The sequence below is a fragment of the Neisseria sp. RH3002v2g genome (assembly GCF_014596425.2).
Lineage (GTDB): Bacteria > Pseudomonadota > Gammaproteobacteria > Burkholderiales > Neisseriaceae > Neisseria.
The window spans coordinates 1,873,752-1,891,454 of record NZ_CP110721.1 but is presented as its reverse complement, the minus strand read 5'-3'; the positions used below and the strand labels follow the sequence as shown (position 1 = coordinate 1,891,454).

Sequence of the window (17,703 nt, the reverse complement as noted above, 5' to 3'; positions counted from 1 at the left end):
CGGCGTTAAAACGTTTGTTTTCCCCTTTTTTATAGTGGGTTAACAAAAATCTGAACAAAGCGGCAGGCGATGCCGTTCCGATTTTTGTTAATGCACTATAAACTTATCCGGATTTTCTTTGTAAGGAGTAACACATGAAAGTAGGTTTTGTCGGCTGGCGCGGTATGGTCGGCTCTGTTTTGATGCAGCGTATGAAAGAAGAAAACGACTTCGCCCATATTCCCGAAGCGTTTTTCTTTACCACTTCCAACGTCGGCGGTGCTGCCCCTGATTTCGGTCAGGCGGCCAAAACATTGTTGGATGCCAACGATGTTGCCAAATTGGCAAAAATGGACATCATCGTTACCTGTCAGGGCGGCGATTACACCAAATCCGTGTTCCAACCCCTGCGCGACAGCGGCTGGAACGGATACTGGGTTGACGCGGCTTCTTCCCTGCGCATGAAAGACGACGCGATTATCGTCCTCGACCCGGTCAACCGCAACGTCATCGACAACGGCCTCAAAAACGGCGTGAAAAACTACATCGGCGGCAACTGCACCGTTTCCCTGATGCTGATGGCTTTGGGCGGCCTGTTCCAAAACGATTTGGTCGAATGGGCAACCAGCATGACCTACCAAGCCGCTTCCGGCGCGGGTGCGAAAAACATGCGCGAACTCATCAGCGGCATGGGCGCGATTCACGCCCAAGTGGCAGACGAGCTTGCCGACCCTTCCAGCGCGATCCTCGACATCGACCGCAAAGTGTCCGATTTCCTGCGCAGCGAAGACTATCCGAAAGCCAACTTCGGCGTACCGCTCGCCGGCAGCCTGATTCCTTGGATTGACGTGGATTTGGGTAATGGCCAGTCCAAAGAAGAATGGAAGGGCGGCGTGGAAACCAACAAAATCCTCGGCCGCAGCGACAATCCGACCGTAATCGACGGCTTGTGCGTGCGCATCGGTTCTATGCGCTGCCACAGCCAAGCCATTACCCTGAAGCTGAAAAAAGACCTGCCTGTTTCTGAAATCGAAGCGATTTTGGCAGGCGCGAACGACTGGGTGAAAGTCATCCCCAACGAAAAAGAAGCCAGCATCCACGAGCTGACTCCTGCCAAAGTTACCGGCACGCTGTCTGTTCCTGTTGGCCGTATCCGCAAACTGGAGATGGGCGGCGAATACATCAGCGCGTTCACTGTCGGCGACCAACTCTTGTGGGGCGCTGCCGAACCGTTGCGCCGCGTATTGCGCATTATCTTGGGCAGCCTGTAATTTAGGTTGGCATGAAAAAAGCAACGGTTTGGGCCGTTGCTTTTTTTGTCACAATAAGGCCGTCTGAAATGTTCAGACGGCCTTATTTCCTATTCTTTCTTACCGGCCAAACCGATTTCTTTGGTAGAGTCGCCAACTTTGATTTGCGCCTTACCGGCAATTTCTTCAGCCTGCGAGCCGAAGAGTTTCAAATCATAACGGCCGTTTTCGATACCGTTCAAACTGGTTTTACCGCTGATGGCGGCTTTGCCATTGTTATTGGCAATACCTGCGGCAAGCAGGTCGACATTATTGTAGGAGGCCATGCTGCTAATTTTGCCGTAACCTTGTTTTTTATCGAAATCAACGGTGTATTTCAGACGGCCGCTGCGGTCGTCGCCGTTAAACGCGATCCCCGAATACTGATAGCTGCCTTGTTTGGGCAAATTGCGATACGCAGTTTCATCGCCTTGGACTTCGCCGACGGTGAATGTGTATGTATCAAGGTTTTGCAGCTTGCCTGCGTCATCGGCTTTTTGTTTGGTGTAACGCGCAGCAACAGTGGAATAATTTTGTTTATACACTTGGAAGTCGCCCGTTTCCAAAGTAATGACTTGGCCGTTTACCTTAATTTTTTGGGCGTAGTCGTAAGAAGATACTTTATCGGTTTTCAAAAAGCCGGTATCGAGTTTGCCGCCTTTTTGCAGGGTTTGCGTTTTACCGTTGGCCGTCAGATCCAACATACCGTTTTCAGGGACGGATTCGTTCAATTCAACGGACAACATGCCTTTCGGATGCGGATTGAGCGGCTCGGTAACGGCATTTGACAAGCCGCTTGTTGCGCCGCCGCAGGCAGCCAACATCAAAGACAGGGAAGCCGTCAAAGCAGAAATGCGGAGGGTTCTCATCATTTTTTCCTTTCCTTTTTATTTGGTATGATATTTATTATATCCCTAAAAAAATGAACAATAAATGATTTTTGTCAAAATTAAGTATTTTGAATATTGATTTTATAAATATTGAAACATTTTTAAAATATCGGGTATTCAGTCTATTCAAAGTCCCTTCCGCTATAATCATTTTATTTTGCAAACGGATTTCATTATGCCGAAAATCACCCTTATCGCCGCCTATGCCGCTCGCCGCTGTATCGGCATCAACAACACCATGCCTTGGCATTTGCCCGAGGATTTTGCCTTTTTCAAATCCTACACCACCGGCAAACCCGTCATTATGGGCCGCAAAACATGGGAGTCGCTGCCGCGCAAACCTCTGCCCGGCCGTCAAAATATCGTCATCACCCGCCAAGATTATCAGGCCGAAGGCGCGCAAACGGCGGCTTCTTTAAAAGATGCGCTGGCTTTGTGTCAGGGGGTTGAAGAAGTCATCATCATGGGCGGTGCGCAAATTTATGCACAAGCCCTGCCGATTGCCACCGATTTGCGTTTGACCGAAGTCGGTTTGGATGTGGACGGCGATGCGTTTTTTCCTGAGTTTTCCACAGAAACATGGCAAGAAGCCTCTCGGGAAAACCATGTTTCCGCCAAAGGCATCGAATACGCGTTTGTGCATTATGTGAAGGCATAATCCGACAACACAAAGGCCGTCTGAAACCCTGTTTTCAGGTTTCAGACGGCCTTTTTTTATCTCTTTTATTTACGGCATACCGTTTAAGCCGTTTTGTTTTTCAAAGGCAGTTTGATATGCGGTTTGGCCGGCTTGGGCGCTTCTTTCAGTCCAAGTTCGATTTGCTGCTCTTCGCTCAACAAATTGCTCCAGTCGCCTTTTTTATACCAGTCGCGGCCGTCCAACTCGATGGGGTGTTGGATGCGTTCGCAACCGTTGCCGCATTGCAAATCGTCTTCTTTGCAGTATTTGTCGCAACCCCAGCAGATACGTTCGGGATTTTTCGGAAAAATGGGAAATTTCTTGGCCATGATGTTCTTCTTTTGTTTGTGTGCGGTATGGGCAGAATTATAAGTGATTTGAATGGGACTGGCGGCGGGTTTATCGTGTTTTACGCTGATTTTTTAAGATGTGTTAACCTTTCAGACGGCCTATACTGTAAAAACTATCCCTATTCGGTACAACAAGAGGACCCAATATGAACATATGCCGTCTGAAGCCTGAGTTTGTCGAGCCTTTATCCCTCGCGCTGTTTGAGGAATGGCACGATTTTGCGCCGTGGTCGTCTCTGGACAAAATCCGTGCGTATTACGCGCAATGCCTCGATGGGGATAACTTGCCGCTGGCGTTTGCGGCTGTGGATAAGGAAGGGCGGCTGATGGGTTCGGCGGCATTGAAGCGGTTTGATATGGCGTGTTTTCCCGAATACGAATATTGGCTGGGCGATGTGTTCGTTTTACCGCAATTTCGCGGTTTGGGCGTAGGCAGGCAGCTGGTTTCGTTTTGTCTGGATAAAGCACGCGAACTGGGTTTGCCGCATCTGTTCCTCTATACGCCGGATGTGCAGGCTGTGTATGAAAAGTTCGGCTGGAAAGAAATCACACAGACTTGGCACAACGGGGAAACCGTATCCGTCATGAAATTGGATTTATAGCTTAAAAAGAATAAAAGGCCGTCTGAACATTTGGTTTCAGACGGCCTTTTATTTTAAATTATCCACAACTACCCTATCCGCTTAAACGGCGGCAGACAGGCCAATAATTGCTGGCCGTAGCGTTGCGTTTTGACGCGGTTGTCGAGGATGGTCACGCGGCCGTAATCCTGTTCGGTACGGATAAGGCGGCCGACGGCTTGGATCAGTTTGATGCTGGCTTCAGGCACCGTAATTTCAATAAAGGGATTGCCGCCGCGTTGTTCAATCCAGCGGTTTTGGGTTTTCTCGATGGGGTTGTCCGGCATGGCAAACGGCAGCTTGGCGATAATGACTTGCACGCAGGCCGCACCGGGCAGGTCGAGGCCTTCGGCAAAACTGTCGAGGCCGAAAATAATGCTGGCTTTGCCTTCGGCAATGGCTTGATGATGCCTTTGTAAAAGAATGGCCTTGGGCAACTCGCCCTGCACAAGCAGAAGCGGCAAATATTCGTCAGGCAGGCGCAAGGCAACGTCCTGCATTTGCTTGCGCGAGGAAAACAATACCAGCGTGCCGATGGCTTCAACCGGCGAAACCAGCTTCGGCAACCATTCGACAATGGCGGCCGTGTGCGCATCAGGGTCTTTCGGGCTGGCATGAACCGGCGGAATATACAGCTCGCCTTGCGCATCGAAATTAAACGGGCTTTCCAAAGCGAGCGTGGTGGTTTCGGGCAGCCATAATAGGCCGGTTTGACGCAAAATCAGGTTGAAGCTGCCGAGCGATTGCAGGGTGGCCGAAGTCAACACCGCGCCTGCCGCGCGCCGCCACAGGCTGTTGGCAAGGTGGGATGCGCTGCTGATGGGGCTGGCGTTGAAAATATAGTCGTTTTTGTCATCGGCACGGCGGGTTATCCATTTCGCCAACGGCTCTTCGCCCTCAATGGGAACGGTGGAGAGTAAATCCCAAACCGCGCTGATTTGTTCGATACGGGCGATAAAAAGGCCGAACTCGCTGGTCAGGCGGTCGATGAGCGCGCCGTCCTGTTCTTTTTCGCGGCGTGCGGCGGAAAGCGCATCGTTCAGGCCGATAACATGTTTGAGCAGGCTGCGCGCAGCAATGGCCGTATTGGAAACCGTGGTTTCAAGGCCTTCGGGGATTTTGCCGTCTTCCCACAGCCAAGTCGGTTCGTTTTGTTTCCGCCTGTCGTTTTCAGACGACCCCAGACTTAAAGACGGCTCTTCCGCCAAATGGAACTGCCATTCGTGCAGGCTGTCGAGCAAGGATGTGGCAGCTTCGTCGGCAAGGTTGGCAAGTTCGGCTTTATCGGTCAGCGCAGCAATTTTGCCGGTAAGCTGCGGCAGTTTTTCCAGCGTCCAAACGGCAATATTCCATGAATGTTCGGCGGCAAAACGGCTGAGGGCTTTTTTGGGCAGGTGGTGCGCTTCGTCTATGCAATAGAAACTGTTTTCGGGCGCAGGCAGAATCACGCCGCCGCCCATGCTGATGTCGGCAAGCAGAAGATCGTGATTGGCAACGACGACATCGACGGTTTCCAAAACATCGCGCGCCAGATAAAACGGGCATTCCGGACGGTTGGGACAGGCGGATTTCAGGCAGCCGTGGCGGTCGTTGGTCACTTTAAGCCAAATCGCGTCATCGATTTTTTCCGGCCAAGTGTCGCGGTCGCCATTAAAGCGGCGGGCGGAAAATTCATCGGCAATGTCGCGCAGCAGGTTCAATTCTTCCGGCTTGGGTTTGCTGTCCCACAACACTTCCGGCGCTTCAAAACCAAGCAGGTTTTGCTGGGCATTGTTTTGCGTCAGTTGATAGAGTTTGTAAGGGCAAAGATAACGGCCGCGCCCCTTGGCAAGCGCAAAAGTCAGCTCCAAACCGCTTTTTTCGACCAGAAACGGCAAATCACGGTCAACCAACTGTTCCTGCAAGGCCACCGTCGCGCTGCTGACGATCAACCGTTTGCCGCGCGTCTGCGCCATGATGCCGCCGGCCAAAAGGTAGGCCAATGATTTACCCACACCGGTCGGCCCTTCGATCACGGCAATGCTCTCACCCTCGCGTTTGGGCGCTTCTTCGCCTTCTTCACGCGTCAACGTCCGCGAAAAAGCGTTGGCAATCGCCGCAATCATTTCCCGCTGCGAAGCTCGCGGACGGAAACCGGGCAGGTTTTTGCCGATGTTTTGGTAATGGTCGCGGATGGCGTTTTTTTCTAAATCGGTGAGCATTGAGGCCGTCTGAATGGGTTTGCAAGAATAGCGTATTTTAGCATTTTTACCTTCATGAAGCCTTCGTAAAGTCTTACTCTATTTTAGGGTTTGGCATTTTGATGGCGATGGCCGAACCGAAAAAACATAATCGGTTTTAATCAAGCAAAAGGCCGTCTGAAACTTTAGCCGCACTGATGCAGAGGCACCCACAATTTTTGTTTTTCGGATTTGTTTTTCTCGTAGCGGTTCCACGCTTTTTCGTGAAAATAAAAGACAACGGTATTGACGATGGGTTCGACCAAAGCCACCGCGCTGGAAACGCCGATACTGCCGGTCAGAATATAGGCGACACTAAATGCAACGCTGAAATGCAAAATAGCAAATGTAATGGTTTTAATCATTTTGTTTTCCTGATACATTGATGTTTTAATAGCTACATAATAATTATTATCAACTAACGCGTATATTTTAAATCCTTTATCCTTATTTAGATTTTATAAATCGATATTTTATTTTTGATAGGAATTTTATGAATTCGCTCCAAATTGTCGTCCTTGACCGCGATACCCTCGTCAACCGCCCGTTTGACTTTGATTTTCCACATACATTGAGCAGCTACGGCACAACCGAAGCGCACGAAACGCTGGCGCGTATCCGCGGTGCAGACATTGTGATTACCAACAAAGTCGTGATTTCCGCCCAAGCCTTTGCCGAAAATCCACAACTCAAGCTGGTTGCCGTTACCGCGACAGGCGTCAACAATGTGGACGTTGAGGCCGCCAAACAAAACGGCACGGCAGTGTGCAATATCCGCGCTTACGGCAATGAATCCGTGGCGGAACACGCGTTTATGATGATGATTACCCTGATGCGCAACCTGCCTGCCTATCAGCGCGATGTTGCGGCAGGCTTGTGGGAAAACTCGCCGTTTTTCTGTCACCTCGGCGCACCGATGCGCGATTTAAACGGTAAAACGCTGGCGATTTTCGGTCGCGGCAATATCGGTAAAACGCTGGCAACTTATGCACAGGCTTTCAAAATGAATGTCGTGTTCGCCGAACATAAAAATGCCCAAAGCGTCCGCGACGGCTATGTTTCCTTTGACGAAGCCATCCGCTCCGCCGATGTCGTGTCGCTTAATTGTCCGCTCACGCCGCAAACGGCAAACATGATAGGCGAAGCCGAATTGCAACAAATGAAACCCGGCGCCATCCTCATCAACTGCGGGCGCGGCGGCTTGGTCGATGAAGCCGCTTTGGTTGCGGCGTTGAAATACGGCCAAATCGGCGGGGCAGGTTTTGACGTATTGACACAAGAGCCGCCGCGCGACGGCAACCCTCTGCTGAAAGCCCGACTGCCCAACCTCATCGTCACGCCACACATCGCATGGGCAAGCCAAGAGGCCGCCAACCGCCTGTTTGACATCCTTTTGGACAACATCAACCACTTCGTGGCCGGCAATCCGCAAAATCTGGTTTAATCTATGGAAAACCTGTTGATAAGGTTGTGAACAATTTTAAAGGCCGTCTGAGATATTCAGACGGCCTTTATTAATCTTTATTTATTTCATAAAGTTATCTATCAAATACTTTAAATCGTTTCATTCTTCATTGTGGATAACCCTATAAAAAGGCCGTCTGAAATACTCAGACGGCCTTTTGTTTGTCCAGGCAAATTAAATATCGTATGTGGTTGAAGCGGTATCGCCGCCCTTACCTGTCCAGTTGGTGTGGAAGAATTCACCGCGCGGTTTATCGGTACGCTCGTAGGTGTGCGCGCCGAAGTAGTCGCGTTGCGCTTGCAGCAGATTGGCCGGCAGACGCTCAGAAGTGTAGCCGTCAAGGAAGGTAATGGCGGAAGCCATGCAAGGCATCGGAATACCGCACTCGATCGCTTTGGCCACCACTTTACGCCATGCAGGCAGACAGGTTTCCAATACGCCTTTGAAATAAGGATCGGAACCCAAGAAGACCAAATCAGGATTGGCTTCGTATGCGTCGCGGATGTTGCCCAAGAAGGCGCTGCGGATAATGCAGCCTTCGCGCCACAAGAGGGCGGTGTTGCCGTAATTCAATGCCCAATCGTTGTTTTCACTGGCTTCGCGGATCAACATAAAGCCTTGTGCATAAGAGATGATTTTGGATGCCAACAGGGCTTGGCGCAACGCATCCACCCATGCGGCTTTGTCGCCTTCAATCGGGGTAATAGTTTTACCAAACAGGCTGTTTGCTTGGACGCGTTGGTCTTTGAACGCAGAAACGCAACGTGCAAACACGGCTTCGGAAATCAGTGTCAGCGGAATACCCAAATCGAGGGCGTTAATGCCGGTCCATTTGCCCGTGCCTTTTTGACCGGCAGTATCAAGGATTTTTTCGACCAAAGGTTCGCCGTTTTCATCTTTATAGCCCAAAATCGCGGCGGTGATTTCAATCAGGTAGGAATCCAGCTCGGTTTTATTCCACTCGTTGAAGATTTGGTGCATTTCGTCATAAGACAGGCCTAAGCCGTCTTTCATGAATTGGTAGGCTTCGCAAATCAACTGCATATCGCCGTATTCGATGCCGTTGTGCACCATTTTGACGAAATGGCCCGCGCCGTCGCGGCCGACCCAGTCGCAGCAGGGTTCGCCTTGCGGGGTTTTGGCGGAGATGGCTTGGAAAATCGGTTTGACGGCAGGCCATGCGGCTTCGTCGCCGCCGGGCATGATGGACGGGCCGTGACGCGCGCCTTCTTCGCCGCCGGAAACGCCCGCGCCGATAAAGCGGATGCCTTTTGCCGCCAGCTCGTGCGTACGGCGGGTGGAATCAGGATAGTTGGCGTTGCCGCCGTCAATAATGATGTCGCCTTCGTCCAAAAGCGGAACAAGTTGTTCGATAAAATCGTCCACGACAGAACCAGCGCGTACCATCATCATGATTTTGCGTGGTTTTTCTAATTTATCAACCAGATCTTGCAGTGAATATGCGCCGATAATATTGGTATTTTTGGCTGCGCCGTTTAAAAAATCATCTACTTTGCTGGTCGTACGGTTGTATGCGACAACTTTAAAGCCGTTGTCGTTCATGTTGAGAATCAGGTTTTGCCCCATTACGGCAAGGCCGATTACGCCAATGTCGCCTTTCATTTCGTGAAACTCCGTTATTGATTAATTTTATCAAGCGTAACTCTAGCTGATTTACACGTTTTTAACAATCCTTAACTTTTTAATTTTTTGAAAAGATGCCTTTACGTTTCAGACGGCCTTTGCCTTTGGGAAAACAAACTATAAATAAGATTTTAAATAATAAATAGAAGATGATATTGAGTGTTGCCACACCTTGTTGATAACTTTGATTAAAACAAATTTTCAAATACTTAGCTGATATTTTTTGATGAGGATAAAGTATGGCCGGTCTTGTTTGCATATGTGGGTAAAAATTTTCTGCTGCTTCATTCTGTGGATAAATTTTCGCCTGTGCACAATCCTAGCTTTTTTATACTTCTCCAATCGGAACTGATTGAGTAGGGAAATAGTCAAATGGTTTTTTATTTCTGAATATTTTCATATTTCCTCTTGTTCAAGTTGGGAAAAGGCCGTCTGAAAATATTTAAATTAATGGAGTGAATATGAAATTTTCCTTTAGTATTAAATTGTTATCTATTTTGGTCTTGGCTGCTTGTGCGCAACAGCCGGTTCAAAAGCCTCAAGTTGCCCTGCCCTCCGTATCTGTGGATAACCATGCGCCGGAACAAGGAACGGGGCTGACCGAGCAAAAATTGATCCGCGCCAAGCATTATATGGCGGCGTCTGCCAATCCGTTGGCGACCGAGGCGGGATACGAGGTTTTGAAACGCGGCGGCAGCGCGATAGATGCGATGATCGCCATGCAGACGACCTTGGGGCTGACCGAGCCGCAGTCTTCCGGTTTGGGCGGCGGCGCGTTTCTGGTGTATTGGGACAATAAGGCGAAAAAACTGACGACGTTTGATGCCCGAGAAACGGCGCCGAAAGCGGCAACGCCGGCGCTTTTTTTGGATGAAAACGGCAAACCGATGGGCTTTATGAAAGCTGTTGTTGGCGGCCGTTCGGTCGGTGTGCCGGGGATTCCGAAGCTGCTGGAAGATGTCCATAAGCGTTACGGCAAATTGCCGTGGGCAAGCCTGTTTGACAAACCGATTGCTTTGGCGGAACAAGGCTTTACCGTTTCACCACGCATGGCGAAATCCATCGAGCAGAATCTTGAGTCTTTGAAACGTTATCCGCAAACCGCCGCGTATTTCCTGCCCGACGGCAAGCCTTTGGCAGCGGGAACGGTGTTGAAAAACCCTGAATTTGCGCGTTCCGTACGCCTGTTGGCGGAAAAAGGCAGCGCGCCGTTTTATCAGGGCGCGCAGGCGCAGAATATTGTTCGTGCCGTTACCGGTGCTGTGGATAATCCTGGCAAAATCAGCATGGCGGATTTGAAAAACTATCAAGTTATCGAGCGTAAGCCGGTTTGTGCGCCGTATCGTGAATATGAAGTTTGCGGCATGGGCGCGCCAAGTTCCGGCGCAATCGCTTTGGGGCAGATTTTGGGCGTATTGCAAAATCAGGATATGAAGGCGTTGGGATCGGAAAATATCCACAGTTGGCGCTGGATAGGCGATGCGTCGCGGATTGCGTTTGCCGACCGTGATTATTATGTAGGCGATCCCAAGTTTGTGAATGTTCCGACCCGTGCCCTGATTTCTCAGGCTTATTTGAAACCGCGCGCCGAAGAAATCCGCAAGGCTGACAAGGCATTGGAAACTATTCAGGCAGGCAAGTTCGGCAAGGCATACGCGCAGGGCATGGCGGTCGAGCTGCCGTCCACCAGCCATTTGGTGGTTGTGGATAAAGACGGCAACGTCGTGTCGATGACGACTTCGATTGAAAACGCGTTTGGCTCGGGACTAATGGCAAACGGCTATCTGCTCAACAATGAATTGACCGATTTTGCTTTCAACCCTGTCGGCGCAGACGGTAAAACGGTAGCCAACAGCGTGGCGGGCGGCAAGCGGCCGCGTTCTTCGATGGCGCCGACCATTGTAATGAAAGACGGCAAGCCTTATCTGGCAGTCGGTTCGCCCGGCGGCAGCCGCATTATCGGTTTCGTCGCCAAAACGCTGGTGGCGCATATCGATTGGGGCATGGACATTCAGGCGGCAATCTCTCTGCCGAATATGCTCAATCGCGGCAGCCAGTATGAAATCGAAGAAAAAACCGCAGCGGCGGACAAAGCGCCTGCATTGGAAAAACTGGGCTACAAAGTCCAAATCCGCGATTTGAATTCCGGCGTACAAGGCATTGTGATCGGCAAAGACGGTTTGCTCGGCGGCGCCGACCCGCGTCGCGAAGGCAAGGTCATGGGCGATTGATTTTGTCGGTTTGACATGAAAAAGGCCGTCTGAAACCTAGTTGTTCAGACGGCCTTTTAGTTTGGGAAAAAATATGGATAAGATGTGTATAAGAATAACGTTAAATTTTAATATTTTTATTTTTCAATAAGATAAAAAGAATGAATATGTGGATAATTAATTGTGGAAAATAATATGATTTAGGCCGTCTGAACCTTTCAGACGGCCTTCTCATTGGAATGCTTTATCTATTTTTTATCAGGCTGCCGGCAGCTCGTGAAAAGCGGTGGGCAATTCTTCGTCATCAGCAAACTCAACCCATTCGTAAGCCGTTTCGTCTGCCAAAACGGCACGTAACAGCGCATTATTGATGGCATGACCTGATTTGTAACCTTCAAATGCGCCGATAATCGGATGGCCGACAATGTACAAATCGCCGATGGCATCCAGGATTTTGTGGCGGACAAATTCATCGGGATAGCGCAAACCTTCCGGATTCAAAACGTCCATGTCGTCAATCACGATAGCGTTGTTCAAATTGCCGCCCAGTCCGAGATTATGGGCACGCATCATTTCCACTTCGTGCATAAAGCCGAAGGTACGGGCGCGGGCAATTTCATCGATATAGGATTTTCCTGCAAAATCAATCTCAAAAGTAGGTGCGCTGCGATTGAATACAGGATGGTCGAATTCGATGGTTAAAGTAACTTTAAAGCCGTCGTAAGGCGTAAAGCGCACCCATTTGCCGGTTTCTTTGATTTCAACGGGTTTGAGGATTCTTAAAAAACGTTTTTGGGCTTTTTGATCGACAACGCCTGCATCTTGTAAAAGGTAAATAAACGGCAGGCTGGAGCCGTCCATAATCGGAATTTCAGGCGCGTTCAATTCAATCAAGGCATTGTCGATGCCGTAGGCAGACAGAGCCGACATAATGTGTTCAATCGTACCGATGCGCACGCCTTTATCGGTAACGATGGTTGAAGAGAGGCGGGTATCGTTGATCAAATAAGGATTCAATTGGATGACTTCGCCCATTTCTCCACTCAAATCAGTACGGCGGAACGAAATACCGCTGTTTTCTTCGGCAGGATGCAAAGTCAGAGCGACCCTTTCGCCCGAATGCAGGCCAACGCCGGTAACGCTTACTGATTTGGCTAAAGTCCGTTGCAGCATAATTGCTTCCTTTTAAAAAGTCTGATGGTCAAATGATACGTTAAAAAGGAAAAAACAAGCCATCATTTTTAATAGTATTTGCCAATATGGACGTTTTGCAGGGATGAACTTCACGTTTTGAATTATCCACAAGGGCGTGTGAAATTGAAGTGGGTAATTTAGTTTTTATCCACAGGTAAATAGAGAAACTAAGATTTTATCCTTTTTTATTCCGACATTCAGTTGGGGTTTGCCTCAAAGATAAAAAGTGATTATTGGATTGGTTTTAAAGAAAAATATTCTGTTATCCACAAAGGATTAGGACCATCATCAAAATCATCGTTTTAAAAATTTAAATACTATGATTTGAAGAAAGGACTGTGCTATCAGCACAAAAACGGCAAAATACAGAAAAATAGAACTAAATTTATGAAAATCATAAACTTATAAAAAAACTAAGATGAAAAAATGAAATTCATGAAATAAAATACCAAAAACCAGGATTATTTAGACAAATACGATATTTTCCTACAAGCAAGAATTTCACGTTTTATTTATTTAAATCAAACATTTTAAAAGTAATTACATGTAATTCTAGAAAGTAATTTTATTTCAGGATACAATGGCCTCACTGAGAAATTTTTCCCATTCCATCTAATAGGAGTAGCAAAATGAGTATTAAAGTAGCGATTAATGGTTTTGGCCGTATCGGTCGTCTGGCATTGCGTCAAATTGAAAAAGCCCAAGGTATCGAAGTCGTTGCTGTTAACGACTTGACTCCTGCCGACATGTTGTTGCACCTCTTCAAATACGACAGTACCCAAGGCCGCTTTGAAGGCTCTGCCGAGTTGAAAGACGATGCTATCGTTGTTAACGGCAAAGAAATCAAAGTATTTGCCAATCCTAATCCTGAAGAATTGCCTTGGGGCGAGCTGGGTGTGGACGTCGTCCTCGAATGTACCGGTTTCTTTACCAATAAAACCAAAGCGGAAGCCCATATCCGTGCCGGTGCGCGCAAAGTTGTGATTTCGGCTCCCGGCGGCAATGATGTGAAAACCGTTGTATACGGCGTAAACCAAGATATTTTGGACGGCAGCGAAACTGTCATCTCTGCTGCTTCTTGTACGACTAACTGCCTGGCTCCTATGGCTGCGGTATTGCAAAAAGAATTCGGTATTGTCGAAGGTTTGATGACCACCATCCACGCCTATACCGGCGACCAAAACACCCTTGATGCGCCACACCGCAAAGGCGACTTCCGCCGCGCCCGTGCCGCTGCCTTGAATATCGTACCGAACAGCACCGGTGCCGCTAAAGCCATCGGCTTGGTTATCCCTGAATTGAACGGTAAACTTGATGGTTCTGCCCAACGCGTTCCCGTAGCTACCGGCTCTTTGACCGAACTGGTTTCTGTTCTTGAGCGTCCTGTGACCAAAGAAGAAATCAATGCTGCGATGAAAGCTGCCGCCAGCGAGTCTTACGGTTACACTGAAGATCAAATCGTTTCTTCCGACGTCATCGGTATTGAATACGGCTCACTCTTCGATGCCACTCAAACCCGCGTGATGACCGTAGGCGACAAACAATTGGTGAAAACCGTTGCTTGGTACGACAATGAAATGTCTTACACTTGCCAATTGGTTCGTACCTTGGAATTCTTTGCCAGCAAAATCTAAAGGATAACAGGCTGAATCAATCAGTCTGTGGATAACTCAAAGGCCGTCTGAACATTTCAGACGGCCTTTTGTTTGTAGAAAGATTCAATTTGTAATCAGATTTTGGATAGTTTAATCACTGTGGCACATTTGTTTTCTATCCTAAACTGCACTTCATAATCCGCAATATTCATTACATAAATCCGTTCGGGAATATCTTGGTAGGCAGGACGGGGATCTTGGGCAATGCTTTGCTCAATAAGATGTTTTTCTTCTGTGGATAAATGTTCCGCAAGCGTACTTTCTGCCCAGACTACGCTCAATTCTTCAGGTTTGCCGCTGACAAAGCCCGATGATGCGTCTGGTTTGGATTCGACAAACGGGATGTAGGGTTTGATATCCACTACCGGAGTACCGTCCAACAGGTCTGCGCCGCTGCAATAAATGTGGACAGGTTTGCCTGTTTCGATGCGTTCGAGTTTCAGCAGGGATAAGCCGAGATGATTGGGGCGGTGCGGGCTGCGCGTGGCAAATACGCCCATTTTTTGTTTGCCTCCAAGCCGTGGCGGACGCACCATTTGCGCCCAACCTTCATCCAATACGGCGTGGAAAATAAAACTTATCCACACGTAGTCGAAATCTTCCAATCCCCGAACGCTGTCTGCGGTAAATTCAGGAGAGAGTTCAATGCAAATTTCTGCTGCAGGAACCAAACCGGGTTGGCGGGCAATGCCGAATTTTTGCTTGTAGGGGGAATGAACGGTTGCAATAGGCGTAATCGAATAGGACATAATTTGTGGATAAATATACTGTGCAAATTGTCATCATATCACAGATGTTTTCCCACATTTTGCAGTCGTAATTTGTTATAATACAAAGCATTTATTCCAAATGTCCGAACATTGGCAATAAATGCAAAATTTAAATTATTTAAAATAAAATCAATAGGTTATATTAATCCATGATTGTTTCTATCGATGTAGATGCACAAAAAACGTTTACACCTTTGTGCCCGAAAGAATTGCCTGTTGCCGAAGGTCATCTGATTGCGGATGAACTCAATGCCCAAGCTGCATTGGCGGATTTGCGCGTGATGACGAAAGATGCACATCATGCCGCAGCAAAATGGCTTGTGGATAATCCTGTTGATATGTTGAAACCGACGGGTTTGCCCGATGCGGATTTGACTTGGGTGGCGCATGCGATGGTTGGAACATATGGCTATGAATTGTTGGATGGCCTGCCTTCAGCTAAAGAATACGATTATTGCGTTTGGAAAGGCGTTGATCCTGAATTGCATCCTTACGGCGCATGTTTTCACGATATTGAAGAAAAGCTCAGTACAGGTTTGATCGAATGGTTGCGCTGTCAAAATGCAGATACAGTTATTGTCGGCGGTTTGGCAACGGATTATTGTGTGAAGACAACAGTTTTACAGTTGCTTAAAGGCGGGGCTTGGAAAGTCATCGTCAATCAGGCGGCTTGTCGCGGCATTGCTCCGGAAACGGTTGAATCCGCATGGCAGGAAATGCGTTCCGCCGGAGCAGTTGTTTTAGAAAACGCCGAAGAAATAAAAAAATACATTAATAATCAATAAAATATATTTTAAATCCTATTGTTTCACGTGAAACATCTTTCAAAATATGAAGATTTTACTTGTCCGCTTGTCCAGTATGGGCGATTTAATTCATACGTTGCCCGCAGTTGAAGATTTGGCGCGACAATGTCCTGAGGTAGAGCTCCATTGGCTGTGTGAGGCAGGGTTTGCAGATATTGCCCGCTTACATCCTTTTGTCAAAAAAGTTCATGTAATGAAATGGCGGCAATGGCACAAACACCTTTTGCAGGCTGAAACGTGGCGTGAAATAGGCCGTCTGAAAACGGATTTACAGGCTGAATCTTTTGATTTTGTTTTAGATAGTCAGGGACTGATTAAAAGCGCATGCTTTGCCAAAATGGCGAAATCCCCTACTTACGGTTTGGATAAACACAGCGCGCGTGAAAGTTTGGCTGCCCTTGCATACGGTAAAACATTTGCCGTGCCGAAAGGTAAAAATGCGGTTTGGCGAAACCGTGAGTTATTCGCCCAAGTTTTTGGTTATACAATGCCTGAAACGCAGGTATTTGGTTTGTCGGTTCCTGAATCAGGCCGTCTGAAAAATGTGCAATCCCCCTATTACGTTGCTTTACATGCAACCAGTCGCGACAGTAAATTATGGCCTATAGAACACTGGCGTGCATTATTGAAAAAGTTGAATGAAGAACAACAATGCACCGTATATCTGCCGTGGGGAAATGAAACCGAAAAAATGCGTGCCGAACAGATTGCAAGCGATTTACCGTTTGCTTTCGTCTGCGACAAAATGAATTTATTACAGGCCGCATTTTTATTGAAAAACGCAGTAGGTATTATTGGCGTAGATACCGGATTGCTGCATCTTGCCAATGCGTTGGAAAAGCCTGTTGTAGGAATTTATACAGATACAGATCCGGCTAAGACCGGCGTTCAAGTTTCGGCTTATGCGAAAAATTTAGGCGGTATTGCTCAAATTCCCAATGTTGACGAGGTCTATCAAACCTTGATGGATTGTGTTGCAGCATACGGTAAATAATTGCTGGGGAGTTGTATTTATTTTCTGAGTAAATGCTTTAGAAATGATATAATTCCGCTCTATTTGCCAAGATTTATATAAGTTTGGTTTTGTCATGTTGGTGAAAACTAAATTGGATTTTATATAAAGAATGTATCAAAAGCAGTATGCTTGATTTGATGGACATTCTTTTTAGGAGAATTGAATGAAAGCACTGGTCGCAGTAAAGCGCGTAGTGGACTATAACGTCAAAGTTCGTGTGAAAGCCGATGGTTCCGATGTGGATATCGGTAATGTCAAAATGTCGATGAACCCGTTTGATGAAATTGCGGTAGAAGAAGCTGTCCGTTTGAAAGAAGCCGGAAAAGTAAGCGAGATTGTTGCTGTTTCTCTTGGCGAGAAAAAATGCGAAGAGACGTTGCGTACTGCTTTGGCGATGGGTGCCGACCGTGCGGTTCATGTTGAGACTGATGCGAAGTTGGAGCCTTTAGCCGTTGCAAAATTGCTGAAAGCTGTTGCGGATAAAGAAAATCCGCAAATTTTACTGCTGGGCAAACAGGCAATTGACGATGATGCCAACCAAGTTGCCCAAATGCTGGCTGCGTTGTTGAATGCGGCTCAAGGTACTTTTGCATCAAAAGTGCAAATTGAAGGCGAAGAAGCATTGGTAACCCGCGAAATTGACGGCGGCGAAGAAACTGTTGCGTTGAAGCTGCCTGCGGTGATCAGTGCGGATTTGCGTTTGAACGAACCACGCTTTGTCAAACTTCCTAATATCATGGCGGCAAAGAAAAAACCTTTGGAAAAATTAAGTCCTGCCGATTTGGCTGTGGATATTTCTCCGCGTTTAAATACCGTGAAATTTGCCGAACCTAAAGCACGTCAAGCCGGTGTGAAAGTGGCTGATGTTGCCGAGTTGGTTGAAAAGCTGAAAAACGAAGCCAAAGTGATCTAAGGAGT

General features: G+C 47.8%; 16 protein-coding genes. 9 read left to right on the top strand and 7 right to left on the bottom strand.

Features of this window, described 5'->3' with window-relative positions; all coding sequences use genetic code 11:
- Positions 1–134: 134 nt before the first annotated feature.
- Positions 135–1,250, top strand: coding sequence for an aspartate-semialdehyde dehydrogenase (gene asd / locus BBP27_RS08900; protein WP_049344926.1), 1,116 nt, complete (start codon positions 135–137; stop codon positions 1,248–1,250).
- Between the two features lie 89 nt (positions 1,251–1,339).
- Here the strand turns inward: asd and BBP27_RS08895 are convergent, their stop codons facing one another.
- Positions 1,340–2,137 (bottom strand): factor H-binding protein, encoded by a 798-nt coding sequence (locus tag BBP27_RS08895; RefSeq protein WP_188211360.1) that lies wholly within the window; start codon positions 2,135–2,137, stop codon positions 1,340–1,342.
- 196 nt (positions 2,138–2,333) lie between these two features.
- Between BBP27_RS08895 and BBP27_RS08890 the strand changes: the two genes are divergently transcribed.
- On the top strand, positions 2,334–2,816 hold the full coding sequence (locus BBP27_RS08890) for a dihydrofolate reductase (RefSeq protein ID WP_188211325.1): 483 nt from the start codon (positions 2,334–2,336) through the stop codon (positions 2,814–2,816).
- Between the two features lie 83 nt (positions 2,817–2,899).
- Here the strand turns inward: BBP27_RS08890 and BBP27_RS08885 are convergent, their stop codons facing one another.
- The gene (locus BBP27_RS08885; protein WP_003686685.1) at positions 2,900–3,166 is read right to left on the bottom strand and encodes a DUF3079 domain-containing protein; all 267 of its coding nucleotides are present in this window, start codon (positions 3,164–3,166) and stop codon (positions 2,900–2,902) included.
- A gap of 167 nt (positions 3,167–3,333) precedes the next feature.
- Between BBP27_RS08885 and BBP27_RS08880 the strand changes: the two genes are divergently transcribed.
- Complete coding sequence (locus BBP27_RS08880; protein ID WP_188211326.1) at positions 3,334–3,789, top strand: GNAT family N-acetyltransferase; 456 nt, start codon at positions 3,334–3,336, stop codon at positions 3,787–3,789.
- 68 nt (positions 3,790–3,857) lie between these two features.
- Here the strand turns inward: BBP27_RS08880 and dinG are convergent, their stop codons facing one another.
- Positions 3,858–6,008 carry an ATP-dependent DNA helicase DinG gene (dinG, locus tag BBP27_RS08875; protein WP_188211327.1) on the bottom strand — a complete coding sequence of 717 codons (2,151 nt, stop codon included), beginning with the start codon at positions 6,006–6,008 and terminating at the stop codon, positions 3,858–3,860.
- A gap of 164 nt (positions 6,009–6,172) precedes the next feature.
- Positions 6,173–6,391 carry a DUF2061 domain-containing protein gene (locus BBP27_RS08870; RefSeq protein WP_070826381.1) on the bottom strand — a complete coding sequence of 73 codons (219 nt, stop codon included), beginning with the start codon at positions 6,389–6,391 and terminating at the stop codon, positions 6,173–6,175.
- A 128-nt stretch (positions 6,392–6,519) separates the two neighbouring features.
- Between BBP27_RS08870 and BBP27_RS08865 the strand changes: the two genes are divergently transcribed.
- The gene (locus BBP27_RS08865; protein ID WP_188211328.1) at positions 6,520–7,470 is read left to right on the top strand and encodes a D-2-hydroxyacid dehydrogenase; all 951 of its coding nucleotides are present in this window, start codon (positions 6,520–6,522) and stop codon (positions 7,468–7,470) included.
- A 195-nt stretch (positions 7,471–7,665) separates the two neighbouring features.
- On the opposite strand, the gene gnd is transcribed toward BBP27_RS08865, so the two are convergent.
- Complete coding sequence (gnd, locus tag BBP27_RS08860) at positions 7,666–9,114, bottom strand: decarboxylating NADP(+)-dependent phosphogluconate dehydrogenase (protein WP_188211329.1); 1,449 nt, start codon at positions 9,112–9,114, stop codon at positions 7,666–7,668.
- A 482-nt stretch (positions 9,115–9,596) separates the two neighbouring features.
- On the opposite strand from gnd, the gene ggt reads away from it, so the two are divergent.
- Complete coding sequence (gene ggt / locus BBP27_RS08855; RefSeq protein WP_188211330.1) at positions 9,597–11,366, top strand: gamma-glutamyltransferase; 1,770 nt, start codon at positions 9,597–9,599, stop codon at positions 11,364–11,366.
- A 237-nt stretch (positions 11,367–11,603) separates the two neighbouring features.
- Here ggt and lpxC read toward each other — a convergent pair whose 3' ends face one another.
- Complete coding sequence (gene lpxC, locus BBP27_RS08850; RefSeq protein ID WP_049349184.1) at positions 11,604–12,518, bottom strand: UDP-3-O-acyl-N-acetylglucosamine deacetylase; 915 nt, start codon at positions 12,516–12,518, stop codon at positions 11,604–11,606.
- Between the two features lie 650 nt (positions 12,519–13,168).
- Between lpxC and gap the strand changes: the two genes are divergently transcribed.
- Positions 13,169–14,173, top strand: a complete 1,005-nt coding sequence (gene gap, locus BBP27_RS08845) for a type I glyceraldehyde-3-phosphate dehydrogenase (protein WP_003747744.1) — start codon at positions 13,169–13,171, stop codon at positions 14,171–14,173.
- A 95-nt stretch (positions 14,174–14,268) separates the two neighbouring features.
- Here gap and tsaA read toward each other — a convergent pair whose 3' ends face one another.
- Positions 14,269–14,943, bottom strand: a complete 675-nt coding sequence (gene tsaA, locus BBP27_RS08840; protein WP_188211331.1) for a tRNA (N6-threonylcarbamoyladenosine(37)-N6)-methyltransferase TrmO — start codon at positions 14,941–14,943, stop codon at positions 14,269–14,271.
- Between the two features lie 170 nt (positions 14,944–15,113).
- Between tsaA and BBP27_RS08835 the strand changes: the two genes are divergently transcribed.
- From BBP27_RS08835 to BBP27_RS08825, 3 genes are all read left to right on the top strand, one after another.
- Entirely contained in the window at positions 15,114–15,749 is a 636-nt protein-coding gene (locus BBP27_RS08835) for a nicotinamidase (protein ID WP_070624873.1), read from the top strand.
- Between the two features lie 46 nt (positions 15,750–15,795).
- Positions 15,796–16,764: a lipopolysaccharide heptosyltransferase I gene (waaC, locus tag BBP27_RS08830; protein ID WP_188211332.1), complete on the top strand. Its 969-nt coding sequence runs from the start codon at positions 15,796–15,798 to the stop codon at positions 16,762–16,764.
- 184 nt (positions 16,765–16,948) lie between these two features.
- On the top strand, positions 16,949–17,698 hold the full coding sequence (locus BBP27_RS08825; protein WP_003686610.1) for an electron transfer flavoprotein subunit beta/FixA family protein: 750 nt from the start codon (positions 16,949–16,951) through the stop codon (positions 17,696–17,698).
- The last annotated feature ends 5 nt before the right edge of the window (positions 17,699–17,703 follow it).